This window comes from Lyngbya confervoides BDU141951 (genome assembly GCF_000817775.3).
GTDB classification, from domain to species: Bacteria; Cyanobacteriota; Cyanobacteriia; order Thermosynechococcales; family Thermosynechococcaceae; genus Lyngbya; species Lyngbya confervoides.
This window is the reverse complement of record NZ_JTHE03000088.1, coordinates 96,612-110,511: the sequence shown is the minus strand read 5'-3', so window position 1 is coordinate 110,511 and position 13,900 is coordinate 96,612. Positions and strand designations below refer to the sequence as shown.

The window sequence follows — 13,900 nt, the reverse complement described above, 5'->3', positions numbered from 1 at the left end:
AATAGATTGCGACAGCTGGGCGCAGGCTTACAAAAACCTGAAAATATATCGATAGCGGTAGCTTTGATCGGGATGGGTAATGCAGCTCACAATGGCAAAGAGAGGAAATACCCAGGTCAGAATGAAGACAAAGGCAGCTAAAGCCCAGATTAACGGCAGCAAAATGAGGGTAAACCAGAAGAAGCTGATAAACCCTGCGATTGCTCCGTAAATCCAAACGTTGATGTGAAAATTAATCGCCTCCTTTGCATTGTCTCGAATGACGGGGTCATCAGACACGGTGAGCAACACGATGGGAATGCCAACGGTCAGCAGCAGGGGACTAAAAAAAATGGAGCCGTGACTCACTGCTGAAAGGAGCTTCCGCTTATCGGTATCAAACACTTTACTCGTCATGGTTCTATCGTGTCCCGTTAAAAACAGCAGGGATTTGTCTCCTGGACATCCCCCCAGCTAGATGCCATCTATTGTGGCCACACCTATCTGGTTGATTCAAGTACGGCTACCTTCCCAGACCAAAAGCAGCGAACCTTGGCTCGCTGCTTGCTTGGATTTAAAGACGGATGGGCTTAGAATTCATCACTCTGCGCAGGTCTGCGCAGGATGACGCTCAAGGGACCTAGGGGGCCAGGGCATGCCCTCGCATTAAGCTGCCCAGGGTTTTGGCCGTAATCTTGAGCTGGGTAATGGGATTAGCCGGTACGACGGTCTTGTAAAGGTAGCTATCGAAGGTGAGCTTTTGCACATCGATATCAGCGCACATTTCCACAAAGGCCTCGCGGGTGGCATCGGATCGATAAAACACGCGCTGAAGTAGATCTAGAACCTTATAGGTCATGCCGTACTTCCTATCCCAGCGCTTCAAGTAGAGCTTGAGATCTGCTTCCGTAGGAATGCGTTGCCCCTGATTGGAGGTTTCCACGATGGTTTCTGCGCACATCCGAGCGGATTTTGCGGCAAAGTAAATGCCTTCTCCTGAGGATTTGGTCACGGTGCCGGCGGCATCCCCTACCAGGGCAACCCGACCCACTACTCGGCGAGGACGGGGATGCTCAGGAATTGGATGGGCCTCAATTTTAATGATTTCGCCCCCTTCCAGGCGGTGGGCCGCTCGCTTGCGAATTCCGGCCTGAAGCTGCTTGATCTTGGCCTTATTGACCTGCATGGTGCCAGTGCCCACGGCCACATGATCGTATTTGGGAAAGACCCAGGCGTAGAAATCTGGCGACACGTCATCGCCAACGTACATTTCTGCTAAATCTTCGTAGTAGGCCATCATCTTTTCAGGCAGCCGAATTCGCTCCTGGAAGGCGATGGCGTAGTTATAGTCCCCTGCATCAATGGCCTTAGCAATGCGCGAGTTGGCTCCATCGGCGCCAATGACCACATCCACCGCCAGAGACTTCATCACGCCCTCGGGATTGCCATCGGACAAGTCGGCATAGTGGAGAATATAGGGATCGCCTTCTCGACTGGGGATTTCCAGCTTGTTGACCGTGCCGTTGATTAACTTGGCGCCGAGCCGAGCAGCGCGATCGCGCATGAAGCCGTCCAGGACTTCACGACGGCACATGCCGATATACTCATCCTTGTTCAGGGTCTGACCAATATTGACCTCGATATTAGACGGTGAGATCATTTTCATCTTCCTCACCTGTCGGTCGATGATTTCTAGGGGTAAATCGAACTCATCCACCATGCACAGCGGAATGGCACCGCCACAAGGCTTGGCATTGTCCAGCTTTCGCTCAAATAAGTAAGTCTCAATTCCTGCTTTAGCAAGCGTTTCAGCCGCAGATGACCCCGATGGCCCGCCTCCGACTACAGCAACCCTAAGTCCCAAAGCAATCCTCCAAAATCACTGGCTAACAATAAACCCGCTCAGAACGTGCGGCTGATAGGTCAGAACTTGAACCTGAACTACTATCTAACAAGACCCTCTCCCTAAAATCGCAAGATGCAACAGAGCTTAACAATCAAGCTGAGAAATTTAAGGAAACGCTGCGCCCCTGATTTGGCCCCGTAGGATACCGTTTGGCAGCGGAGGAAGCTGGTATAATACGTCTGCATCACTTGATCGATGCAGCATTTTATTGCGAAATTTTAATTAGCAAAAGCAGCTTAGATTCGGAGATATTTGTTCATAATGTTCAGTACTGGTTCTGGCAGTTCTACGTCCCTGGGTCGACTATTTATTTTTGAGGTAACGGGGCTTCGTCGCAATGGTGGAGAGGTCTCCTCCCCCCTTCGTCAGAGTGGTCCTTCCTCCATCAAGGTCCCCTACGACCGCATGTCCCAGATGATGCGGCAGATACAGCAAATGGGCGGAAAAATTCTAAGCATTAAGCCTGTAGGGGACGCTGTTGCAGCGATGAGTGCTGATAGTTCTGCGCCCCAAGCGACTGCCCAGGCCGCTGCTGCTCCGAAAAGCAAGAAGGCAGAGAGCAAGGTTCCGGTTAATATCTATCGCCCCAAGGATCCCTTTGTGGGTAAATGTCTCTCCAATGAAGAACTGGTTCGCGAGGGGGGGACAGGAACCGTCAAACATCTGAAGTTTGATTTGTCCGGTGGCGACTTGCACTATCTTGAAGGCCAAAGCATTGGGATTATTCCCGACGGCACCGATAAAGACGGCAAGCCCCATAAATTACGTCTCTATTCCATTGCCTCAACCCGGCATGGTGATGACCTCAACGATAAGACGGTTTCTCTGTGCGTGCGTAAGCTGGAGTACAACCATCCTGAAACAGGTGAGTTGGTGGAGGGGGTTTGCTCCACATTTTTATGTAACCTTGAGCCTGGCGCAGGGGTGAAAATTACTGGCCCAGTGGGCAAGGAAATGCTTCTCCCGGATGACCCTGAGGCAAACATTGTTATGATGGCCACTGGAACCGGAATCGCTCCCTTCCGGGCCTTTCTGTGGCGTATGTTTAAGGAAAATAATCCAGATTACCAGTTCAAGGGACTAGCCTGGTTATTTTTCGGTTGCGCCTACACCGGTAATATCCTCTACAAAGAGGACCTTGAGGCCATGCAATCTCAGTATCCTGAAAACTTCAAGCTAACCTACGCCATCAGTCGCGAACAGCAAAATGCGGCGGGTGGCAAGATGTATATTCAGGATCGAATTGCTGAAAACGCTGATGAACTTTGGAAGCTAGTTCAGCAGGAGAATACCCACACCTACATTTGTGGACTCAAGGGAATGGAGGGCGGCATTGACGAAGGTATGTCCAAGGCCGCTGCGAAAAATGGCGTGGACTGGTCTTCCTACGTTCGAGATCTCAAGAAAGCCCATCGTTGGCACGTTGAAACCTACTAGGGATACCATCAGCGCTTCATCGTCTATCCGCTGACTCTCCTGATAAATAAACGCCCCCGTTTCATCTGAGATGGGGGCGTTATTGTGGGGGGGGGAGTAGGCTGGGGGGCCTTAGTTTATGCTCAGGCCACCTTTTCCCTAAAACGCTCTACCTGTTTGGGTGAAGGCCTAGGCCAAGGCAATGAGCTGCAAAATTGCACAGCTGACCGCAAGCCCTTCTTCAAACAGAACATCCCGGCTCCACCGCTGGAGATGCTGGCTGAGCAGCACTTCTGACTTCTGGTCCGTCAGGGGCGTCACCTGTTGAACACGACAGGACTGTGCCCCGCCACCGGCCTCCATCCGCATACAGCCTGTGGTTTGAGAACACAGCACCGTGCAGCAGTCCGCCTCTAGATTGGTTGAGGCCAGTTTGAGATCAATGAGATCCCCGGCAATTTCGCCCACATCCGCCACAGGAAGTGCGGCTAGCTCCGCCTGTATCTGACGCTGTTGAGGGTTTTGAAAAGTCACCGTGAGCAGATTGTAGGGGCCTTCTTCCTGGACAACGGCCGTAGGATGCCATTGCAGTCGGCTGGCAAGCCATCCGAGGAACAGTAGGGCTTGGGCTGGGTTCCCCGCCTCATAGTCAATCGTGACTCGATCCACTTCCAGGAGGGCGCTGCGGCGAGAGGGCGGGTCAAAGGCTTCCGCGGTGAGTTCTTGCCAGGCTGCAAGACGTTTCCAGTTCAGGTCGGCCACATTAAGACCCTGCTCAACCATTTGAGACATTTTAATTAATCCCTCCTGGGTCTGGGAGAAGGAGCTAGAGTCAAAAATGACGCCGTTACAAGAGCGAGCAAGCTTTTGAAAGAATTCCTCCGACTGATCGGGATCAGATTTCCACCACAGAAACCGGGGTAAGTCGTTCATCAACAGCGACTGGATCAAGGTGGTGATATTCTCCAGCGATCGCCGCGTCCCGCTCAGGGTAATATATTCGCAGCAAATCAAGCTATTTCGCTGTTTTTGGACTGGGCAGTAAGCCGCTACCTCCGCTCGCAGATCTGCGCCCTCCTCATCCATTGCATCATTCACTGGAAAGAGCGAGACCACTCGACAGGGGTTCTGATTCGCAATTAAATCCGCAATGCCTGACCCGTCGGAATCTTGGCTAAACACAGGTAAGGTTTGGGGATCCGACGAGGTCTGGACAGGTTGCTGTTGTGCCTTTTGCCGCAGGCGCTGTAGGAGTTCTGCGGTGGCATGATTGGTTTGGGGAAGTCCAAAATCCTTCTGGGCAGCATGGAGCGCCACCTTCATGCGCGGACCAAAGATGCCATCCACGGGACCGGAATAATAGCCCAGTTGAGCTAGCAGTCTCTGGGTTTGGGCAGGTTCATACACGAGCAGACTAAAGGTGGTTGCTCGTACCGCTGCTGGTCCGCTACCGTTGGCTTTAGCGGTTTGCTCTGCCCAGATTCGATTCAGCTCGGTCTGAATTTGATTAATCGAGACTTCCTTGGGCGTTAACAGGGGGACAACCGGGGAAGTTTGTTGAGACATGACTTAGATGGTGACCTCATAGGGTGGGGACGCAGAGAAAGGAGATAGCGCGCAAACCAATATTGATAATTTAGCGAAAACTTACCGCAGCCTGGGTGCGCCCGATGGGTTGAGGGGTTGCTCCCCTTCGCTGGCCTTAAAGCCGTCGCCAGCGGCGACCATCTAGATTAATCAGTCGCTCTGCGGCTTCGGGTTCCCAGGTGCCCGCTTCGTAGGTGGGAATTGCGTTTGGATCCGAGGGCTGATCCCAAGCCGCGAGCGCTGGGGTCACGACCCGCCAGGCCGCTTCCACCTCGTCCGCCCTGGTAAACAGGGTTTGGTCCCCCAGCATACAGTCCAGCAGGAGTCGGTCGTAGGCATCGGAAGAGGATTCTCCGAAGGTGGATCCGTAGCTGAAATCCATTTCTACCGGGCGTGTGCGCAGACTTGACCCCGGCATCTTGACTTCAAAGCGCATCGCAATGCCTTCATTGGGCTGAATCCGCATGGCTAACACGTTGGGATTGGCCTGTCGAGCCGCCGATTGAAAAATAAGATGGGGCACCTCTCGAAACTGAATGGCAATCTCGGTTACTTTTTTGGGCAAGCGCTTGCCCGTTCTTAAATAAAACGGAACCCCTTGCCATCGCCAATTATCAATCAGCAGTTTCATCGCCACGTAGGTGGGCGTGGTTGAGGTATCGCTGACCCCAGGCTCCTCACGATAGCCTGGAATGGGTTTTCCCTTCATCCAGCCGCTGCTGTACTGGCCACGAATGGCGGAGGATTCCAGGGTGTCAAGGTTGGCCAGGCGCGTCGCCTGCAGCACCTTGACCTTCTCATTGCGAATGCTATCGGCATCCAGGCTATTGGGCGCTTCCATGGCCGTGAGGCAGAGCAGTTGCAAGATGTGATTTTGAACCATATCCCGCAGAGCCCCGGAGGTTTCGTAGTAGCCCGCCCGATCTTCCACCCCGACGGTTTCTGCGACCGTAATTTGCACATGGTCTACAAACTGACGATTCCATAAGGGCTCAAAAATTGCGTTCGAGAAGCGAAACACTAGTAGATTCTGCACCGTCTCTTTGCCCAGATAGTGGTCAATGCGGTAAATCTGCTCCTCGCGGCAAACCTGGCCCACGACCTGATTTAAGGCCTGGGCCGTTTGTAAATCACGACCAAACGGTTTTTCGATGACCAGTCGCGTCTTTATGGGATCAGCTAGCATTCCAGCTGCCCCGAGCTGGCGAATGGCGGGTTCAAAAAATTTAGGAGACACGGACAGGTAAAAGACTCGATTGCCAAAGGTGCCCCGTCGACCATCCAGGTCGCTCAGCAATTCATTGAGCCTTTCATAGGCAGCAGGATCATCCATATTGCCGGAGCAATAATACAGGCCTGCGGCAAAATCCTCCCACAGATCTTCAGATTGAATGCCATCGGAGAATTCTTCGATGCCCTGGCGCAAATGATCGCGGAAGTATTGGTGGCTCCAGTCTCGACGGGCCACACCCACAATGGTCAGCTCGGCCGGTAAACGGCGATCGCACTTGAGATGATAGATAGCCGGGATCAGCTTCCGCTGAGTCAAATCGCCGGATGCCCCAAAAATCACCATAATCTGGGGTTCAGGAATCCGCTCTTGTTGAAGACCAACACGCAGTGGATTTTCACTTAACGAAACCATAATGTTACGAATGGAGGTTTAGGGGTGGACGGACAAAGTTGGCCTAAACGGAAATCCTTCACCCGGGTCAAAACCCCTGCCCATCAGGATGTTTGGGTGCAGGAGTCTTGACCAACCATGAGGACGGAACTGGGTGAGGGCAACTAGGTGGTGACCAGGGATTGTGCTTTTTGCTCTAGGGAATTGAGCAGTGATTCAAAGGGCTGAACAAATTTATCGATTCCTTCCTCAAGCAGTTCGGCCATCACCCGGTCAAGATCAATCTCCACCGGCGGCGATTTTAGCTGATCTATGACCTCGTGCGCTGCTTCTAGGTTGCTCTCCACCCGACTTTCGACGGCGCAGTGGTCTTCGCAGGCTGCGATGGTGTCGGGGGGAAGGGTATTGACGGTATCAGGCCCCACCAGCTCATCTACATACATCACATCGCTGTAGCTGGGGTCCTTGGTGCTGGTGCTGGCCCATAGCAGGCGCTGCACCTTTGCCCCATCCTGGGCCAGGGATTGCCAGCGATCGGTTTGGAGAATCTCCTTGTAGGCCTGATAGGCAAGCTTTGCATTCGCGATCGCCACCTTTCCCTTTAGCTGAGCTAGGACGGATTGATGCTGGGGATCGTCGCTGGCGGCGATCTTGTTCTCTAGCTGCTGATCAATTTTGGTATCAATGCGGCTCAGGAAAAAACTGGCCACGGAAGCGACCTGGGAAATATCGTTGCCGTCCTCCCGGCGACCTTCCAACCCCCGGATATAGGCCCAAAAGGTCTCAATGTAGCTCTGCAAAGAGAACAGAAGAGTGACATTGACATTGATTCCCTCCCGAATGACTTGCTCCACAGCAGGTAGCCCTTCCTGCGTTCCAGGAATTTTAATCATGACGTTGGGGCGATTGATTTCTGCCGCATAGCGGCGTGCCTCTCCAATCGTTGAGTCGGTATCCTTGGCAATGGTGGGTGGAACCTCGATGCTGACGAAGCCATCGCTGCCCTGACTTTCCTGATAAAGGGGGAGAAAAATATCGCAGGCCTGGCGAATATCGGCAAAGGTCAGAGATTCATAAATTTCCAGCACAGATTTTCCAGCCCGGATGCCGGCTTCGATATCGCCGTCATAGATGGCATTACCGGCGATCGCCTTCTCAAAAATGGCAGGATTCGAGGTGATCCCGCGAATCCCATCGGCGGAGATCATCCGTTTGAGATCGCCTGACTCAATTAGATCTCGGCTCAGATTATCCATCCAAATACTTTGTCCAAGAGCCGTGATCCCAAAAATGGGATTGGTTGCGCTAGTCATGGTTACATCCTTTCTCTAACAATTACGGCAAATGATGCTTGCTGTTTCCGTTCTAATGCTTTTTTTCGAATCTAAACCCGGTGTTACCCAAGTCCGATCCGATCCTGCTCTAGGCGGGTCCGTTCCTGGATAAAAGATTCTACAAGGGCTACATTCTCGCGACTGCCAATAATCAGCGGGGTCCGCTGGTGGAGTTCGGTGGGAACTACCTCCAGCAGTGGCTGGTATCCTGTACTTGCGGCCCCGTTGGCTTGCTCAGCCAAAAAGGCAAGGGGGGCAGATTCATAGAGCAATCGCAGCTTTCCTTCCGGCTGTTTACGAGTGCCGGGATAGAGGAAGACTCCCCCTTGAAACAAAATGCGATGGATATCTCCCACTAGGGCCCCACTGTAGCGAGCCGTATAGCCTTCGTGGCGATGAACATAGCGCGTGAAGTCGCGCATCGATTCATCCCATTGCCAAAAGTTACCCTCATTTACGCTGTAGGTCGGCCCATGATCAGGAATTCTTAAGTTTTCGGTGGCCAGGATAAATTCTCCCAGACTGGGATCGAGGTTAAATACGTGGACGCCCCGCCCAATGGAGTAAACCAGGACCGTGCTGGGACCGTAGAGAATATAGCCCGCCGCAATCTGCTGGTGGCCATCTTGTAAGAGATCCTGACCATTGTGCTGGGGATCATCTCCTTGCTGTTGGCGAATCGAAAAAATAGAGCCAACGTTGAGATTGACATCCACGTTGGAAGATCCATCAATGGGATCGTAGAGCAGGCTATAGCGGCCAATGGGGCAGTTTTCAGGAATGTAATAGGGGGTGTCCATTTCCTCGGAGGCCAGTCGGCAGACCAGCCCGCTCTGCTTGAACACGGAGATGAACACCTCGTTGGCGTACAGGTCCATTTTTTTTACGGCTTCACCCTGGACGTTGATATCCCCAGTGAACCCCAGGGCCCCTTCCACTAGTCCTGCCCGGCTGAGCCGCCGGGCAATGAGTTTACCAGCGAGGGCGATGCGCGTCATGATTGCGCTGAGGTCCTGGGCTTCAGGACCAAAACTCTGGAGCTGTTCTAGAACGTGACGCGAGAGTGTGGTGCAATCGCGATCTAAGGTATGGATATCCTCCTTGAGAGCAGTGGGATGGTTGAAATCAGGCATATTCAGCACCTTTGGCGAGTGGGAAGGATGCTAGGTGGCGGCCAATCAGGCTCGTTACTGTTCCATCTTAGGCAGTGAAAATAAGAATGGGGTTAAGCTTTAACTGAACTACAACAATTCGGGGAAGATACCATGGCGCATCTTCAGCACCGCAGACCGCAAAATGTTTCTGGAGCGTTTTATGTAGATACCAGCTGCATTGACTGCGATACTTGCCGCTGGATGGCCCCGGAGGTGTTCCACCGAGAGGCGGGTCAATCCGCAGTATATCAGCAGCCCACCGGTCAGAAAGCCCATGAAAAGGCGCTACAGGCCCTGCTTTCCTGCCCCACGGCTTCCATTGGAACCCAGGATCGTGATCCCCGGATTAAGGCTGTGCAGCAGCAGTTTCCACTGCCGATTGCGGGATCGGTTTATCACTGTGGCTATCATTCTGAACAATCCTATGGGGCTGCCAGCTATCTCATTCAGCGCCCTGAGGGAAATGTCCTTGTGGACTCTCCCCGCTTTGCACCCCCCTTAGTGCGGCAACTGGAGCAGCGGGGCGGGGTCCGCTATCTTTACTTGACCCATCGAGATGATGTGGCCGATCATCAAAAATTTCACGATCATTTTGGCTGCGATCGCATCCTGCACCAGGCCGATCTGACTCCGAGCACCCAAGGGATTGAGCGGCCTCTCCAGGGAGATCAGCCCTGGCTGCTAAGCCCGGATTTGCTGATCATTCCAGTGCCGGGCCATACGCAAGGTCACACGGTATTGCTGTACCAAGATCGCTACCTGTTCACCGGGGATCACCTGGCTTGGTCCGATTCCCTGAATAAAATCATTGCCTTTAAAAATCACTGCTGGTACTCCTGGGAAAAGCTCAAATCCTCTACCCAAAAGCTTCTCAACTATTCCTTTGAATGGCTGCTGCCAGGGCACGGTCGACGCCACTACGCGCCTGCGGAGACGATGCATCAGGATCTGCAAGCGTGTATCCATTGGATGTATCAACCTTGAGTTGATTTATCGGATTAAATATCCATCAGGGCTCCATCCATCCCCGATCCATGGGATTTCACTCAGGGTGTCTGAAACACATGGTGAGCAGCCCAAAATAAGAGCGCATGCCGATTCACCAGCCGCTGAAGATCCCGGTCGTATCCGCCGCCAATCACGCAGGCCACCGGTAGCTTGGCCTGACGACAGGTATCAAGCACCAGGCAATCGCGTTGTAACAGCCCGGTGTCCGTGAGGGCTAGCTTGCCCAGGCGATCGTCCCGATGGGGATCAGCGCCGGCGTTATAGAGCATTAGATCGGGCTGACTGAGGGTCAAAATTGTCGGTAAATTGGCGCGTAAGGTCTTGAGATAGCGCTGGTCACTGGTGCCCTCTGGAAGGGCCAAGTCCAGATCGCTGGGCTGTTTGCGATGGGGAAAGTTTTTCTCACAGTGAATTGAGACGGTAAAGACCCTTGGATCCTGGGCAAAAATATAGGCTGTTCCATCCCCTTGATGCACATCTAGATCCAGAATGAGGACCCGTTGAATTTTTCCCTCCTCCAGCAGGACCCGCGCTGCGATCGCAAAGTCATTAAAGATGCAAAATCCCGATCCGAAGGTGGGATAGGCATGGTGCGTTCCGCCTGCGGTGTTCAGGGCAATCCCATGGGTGAGGGCCAAACGAGCGGTGAGCAGGGTGCCCCCCACGGCCGTCAAGGTTCGCTTGACCAAGGCTTCGCTCCAAGGTAACCCGATGCGTCGCTGCTCCTGGGCTCCTAACGTGCCAAGGCAATAGTCCTGAATAAAGTTAGGATCATGAACCAGCTCCAGGCTTGTTTGCAGGGGAAGGTGCGGTGTAAACGCCCTAAACTGTCCCGGTAGCTGCAAGGAGAGGGTTTCGTAGAGACGCTGAAACTTGGCCATGGGGAAGCGATGTCCCTCCGGCAATGGCACCCCGTAATCTGGATGATAGACCAGGGGGAGGGGCGCCACTAGACCAGCTGTTGAAGTTGGTAGGTGACCTCGGCGGGACTGGAAAACCCTTCCTCCAGAGTGATCAGCTTCTGGATGAGGTCTTTGACCTTGCCTGGCAGGTGCGCCAGGCCTTCTCCGCTCAGCTCACTGCCGCTATCTCCCACCCGAAAAAAGGCATCCGGGCTCTTAGCGGTGAGCAGCTGCATCAGAGTCAGTCCTAAGCCAAACATATCCAAGTGCGGCGACGGTTCAACCTGGTCTGTCAGGCCAGGGTAGCCGAAATCACAGGCGCAGCGACCAAAGTTCACCAAAATCAGGTGGTGAGCGCCATGGGGGATGGTGGGTCGAATGATATTGGCTGGATTAATGGCGCCATGAACAACCACCGGGTTTCGCTGGGAAAGATAATCCAAGATATGAGCCAGTTCACAGCCCCAGGCGATGGCTTGGGGAACAGAAATGGGTCCGCGCTCCGATAGCCACTGCTCCAGGCTTTGACCATAGACCATTTCGTAGACCAGGTAGGGCAGCCCATCTTGGTCAAACGCCTCCACCATCCGGGGAATACCCCCGTGATTGAGCCCTAAAATTGCGGCCAGTTGCGCCTTAAACTCCGCGCGTCGGGAAGGACTCTCTTGGCGATTACGGGGCAGAGTCTTTAAGATAAAGGTTTTTTTGTCTTTCCAGGCTTGGAAGGTTTGTTCCCCCGGACCGAGCACCTTCAAAATTTTGTACTCACCCACGGTGGAGAGGACCTGCAGAGGTTCTCCGCAATCAATGCAGATGAGTGAGGTTGGTGGCGTGCGGCTGTGATCACAGGCTGGAACGCTGACAGGGGCAGAGCGATCGCTATCGGTTGTCTGTGCTGACTGAGGGGGACTAGATCGCGAACCTTCACCCGCTGCGGCCTCCCCATTGTTTTTCGAAGATAATTCAATTTGCGTGCGCTTGGGTGACTCCGGCAACGGAGATCCTTGCTGCTGGGACGGGGTGGCCGAGGCCAGGGGCGGGAGACTCTGGTTAATCTGAATTTTAATATTCGGTCCAGAGCGGGCCAGCCGAATAATGTCGTTGTTTTGGAGCCGCTTGGTCTCGACCTTCTTGCCGTCAATGAAGGTGCCGTTGCTTCCCAGGTTGTGCAGATGCCACCCCCCCTGTTCAAACCGCAGTTCCACATGGTGCCTAGAGACCACTGCGCTGTAGAGCACCACGTTGTTGTCCACGGCCCGACCAATTCGCACGGTCTGATCTCGCTCAAAGGACCAACTTTGAACGGGGGTGGATTGAACTGGATGAAGCAAAGTAATTGTAATCACTGAATCAGGATAACTCAAAAATGAGGGTAACCAAATTGCCTCGCCCTAGGGAAATTTTGTCACCGGCTTGCAGGGGATGTTTGTCGCCGCAGGAAATCCGCTGATTATTGAGATAGGTTCCATTGGCGCTGCCGACATCTTCAATATAAAAACGGTTATCCTTGCGAAAAATATTGGCGTGGTGGCGGGAAATTACCTCTGAATGGCTCAAATGTCCCAGGTTGATGTCCGGCGTCGATTTTTTGCTGCGTTTACCCAGTTTAAATACGGACTGTTCCCCATTGAGATGGAGCTTTGATTTTGACTGCCAGTGATAAAGGTAGGCGACTTGGGGGATCTCTAATTTGGGAATGTCCGACAGCACAATATTATCCATGATCAAGGTCTCACGGCAGTTTCGCGGATTATTTTCCGGAACAACCTTTAGACTCAACTCTGGCGTAGGCGGTATCGTGGTTGACTGCCCAGAGGCCGTCGTCACGGGTGTGAGGGTCGATGAGGCGCTGTCTTCCAAGGGAGGGGGTGCTGTGTCAACGGGGGCTAGCACGAAACCACAGCAGCCACAAAAAAACGCATCGACTAAACAGGACTGCCCGCATTGAGGGCAGCTGACGGCATTGGGCAGTTTAGCGCAGCACGCTTCGCAGTGCTGGCGACCGTTGGGATTTTGGTACAGGCAGTTAGGGCAGACAATCATACAGGGAGACGTCGAATCCTTGGCTCTCAGGATACCTTGGCGATGATCCGTAGGCAGTGGTAGCGGATCTAAAACTATTGTGAACAAAAACTGCGCCAGAAAGCTCATGGGGGAGCGAATTAGGCAAGGTGAAACCTTCTGTTTCTTTGAACCATTGTTGCAGTCAGGATTGCGCTTTTTCTCATCGCAAGGAACGCCCGTCAGTTCAGTCCATTCTGTCCTAGCCCTGCCCCAGCCTCGCCATCGAGCATCCAAAGGAGTTCTCCTTCCGGCTGAATAATCGCAGCCGGATAGGAGGCCGCCACAGCCGAGGAGTCAGCAAATATCTCCTGCAGAATTGGATTTTTATCGGCACCGGCGACCACAAACAGGACGCATCTGGCCTGGTTTAAAACCGGGATGGTCAAGGTGAGCCGCGGTTGGTCGGCCTTTTGCCCCACCGTAACCCAGCGATCGCATACCTGAAGTGCTGCGGTCTTCGGAAATAGCGAGGCGGTGTGGCCGTCTTCGCCCATCCCCAACAACATCAGATCAAAGCGGGGCCATTCCTGCGGTGAAGCGGCAGCAAAAAACTCGCGCAAATGGGCCTCGTTGGCCGCTGCAGCCGCTGCGGGGGTCGCAGCCTCAGTCTCCAGGGGATGAATATTCTCAGCGGGAATCTGGATTTGGTTGAGCCAGGCGTCGCGAGCCATGCCCTGATTGCTATCGGGATGATCCGCCGGGACAAAGCGCTCATCGCCCCAAAAAATATGCCACCGTTCCCAAGGCTGCGATTCTTGAGCCAAGGCTTCATAGAGGGGTTTAGGGGTGTTTCCCCCCGACAGCGCCAGGGTGAACCGTCCCCGCTGCTGAATCGCAGCCTCCGCTTTATCCAAAATGAGCTGTCGCGCTCGATCAATAACCTCTTCACGGGATGGGTAAATGTGCAGCCGTGCAGCCATAGGTCA

12 protein-coding genes are annotated in these 13,900 nt (G+C 53.5%); 2 read left to right on the top strand and 10 right to left on the bottom strand.

Features of this window, described 5'->3' with window-relative positions; genetic code table 11:
• Positions 1–27: 27 nt before the first annotated feature.
• Both QQ91_RS15245 and chlP read right to left on the bottom strand, forming a co-directional pair.
• Positions 28–396 (bottom strand): DUF4870 domain-containing protein, encoded by a 369-nt coding sequence (locus QQ91_RS15245; RefSeq protein ID WP_201277129.1) that lies wholly within the window; start codon positions 394–396, stop codon positions 28–30.
• 223 nt (positions 397–619) lie between these two features.
• Positions 620–1,843: a geranylgeranyl reductase gene (gene chlP / locus QQ91_RS15240; protein WP_166275850.1), complete on the bottom strand. Its 1,224-nt coding sequence runs from the start codon at positions 1,841–1,843 to the stop codon at positions 620–622.
• 303 nt (positions 1,844–2,146) lie between these two features.
• On the opposite strand from chlP, the gene cpcD/petH reads away from it, so the two are divergent.
• Positions 2,147–3,322, top strand: a complete 1,176-nt coding sequence (cpcD/petH, locus tag QQ91_RS15235) for a bifunctional rod-capping linker CpcD/ferredoxin--NADP reductase PetH (RefSeq protein ID WP_166275848.1) — start codon at positions 2,147–2,149, stop codon at positions 3,320–3,322.
• Positions 3,323–3,490: 168 nt separating this feature from the next.
• Here the strand turns inward: cpcD/petH and opcA are convergent, their stop codons facing one another.
• From opcA to fbp, 4 genes are all read right to left on the bottom strand, one after another.
• A complete protein-coding gene (opcA, locus tag QQ91_RS15230; RefSeq protein WP_166275846.1) occupies positions 3,491–4,867 on the bottom strand; it encodes a glucose-6-phosphate dehydrogenase assembly protein OpcA in 1,377 nt (458 codons plus the stop codon).
• Positions 4,868–5,003: 136 nt separating this feature from the next.
• Complete coding sequence (zwf, locus tag QQ91_RS15225; protein ID WP_166275844.1) at positions 5,004–6,533, bottom strand: glucose-6-phosphate dehydrogenase; 1,530 nt, start codon at positions 6,531–6,533, stop codon at positions 5,004–5,006.
• Between the two features lie 143 nt (positions 6,534–6,676).
• On the bottom strand, positions 6,677–7,825 hold the full coding sequence (gene tal, locus QQ91_RS15220; RefSeq protein WP_166275842.1) for a transaldolase: 1,149 nt from the start codon (positions 7,823–7,825) through the stop codon (positions 6,677–6,679).
• Between the two features lie 83 nt (positions 7,826–7,908).
• Positions 7,909–8,979: a class 1 fructose-bisphosphatase gene (gene fbp / locus QQ91_RS15215; protein ID WP_166275840.1), complete on the bottom strand. Its 1,071-nt coding sequence runs from the start codon at positions 8,977–8,979 to the stop codon at positions 7,909–7,911.
• Positions 8,980–9,111: 132 nt separating this feature from the next.
• Here fbp and QQ91_RS15210 point away from each other — a divergent pair, with 132 nt between their 5' ends.
• Positions 9,112–9,984, top strand: a complete 873-nt coding sequence (locus QQ91_RS15210) for an MBL fold metallo-hydrolase (protein ID WP_166275838.1) — start codon at positions 9,112–9,114, stop codon at positions 9,982–9,984.
• Positions 9,985–10,046: 62 nt separating this feature from the next.
• Here the strand turns inward: QQ91_RS15210 and QQ91_RS15205 are convergent, their stop codons facing one another.
• The 4 genes from QQ91_RS15205 to pgl all read right to left on the bottom strand — a co-directional run bounded on the left by QQ91_RS15205 (position 10,047) and on the right by pgl (position 13,894).
• On the bottom strand, positions 10,047–10,958 hold the full coding sequence (locus QQ91_RS15205; RefSeq protein WP_250833372.1) for a histone deacetylase family protein: 912 nt from the start codon (positions 10,956–10,958) through the stop codon (positions 10,047–10,049).
• Positions 10,958–12,256, bottom strand: coding sequence for an FHA domain-containing protein (locus tag QQ91_RS15200; RefSeq protein ID WP_250833371.1), 1,299 nt, complete (start codon positions 12,254–12,256; stop codon positions 10,958–10,960). Before QQ91_RS15200 ends, QQ91_RS15205 begins: the two co-directional genes overlap by 1 nt.
• Before the next feature lie 4 nt (positions 12,257–12,260).
• Positions 12,261–12,953, bottom strand: coding sequence for an FHA domain-containing protein (locus tag QQ91_RS15195; protein WP_166275834.1), 693 nt, complete (start codon positions 12,951–12,953; stop codon positions 12,261–12,263).
• 200 nt (positions 12,954–13,153) lie between these two features.
• Positions 13,154–13,894, bottom strand: coding sequence for a 6-phosphogluconolactonase (pgl, locus tag QQ91_RS15190; protein WP_166275832.1), 741 nt, complete (start codon positions 13,892–13,894; stop codon positions 13,154–13,156).
• Between the last annotated feature and the right edge of the window lie 6 nt (positions 13,895–13,900).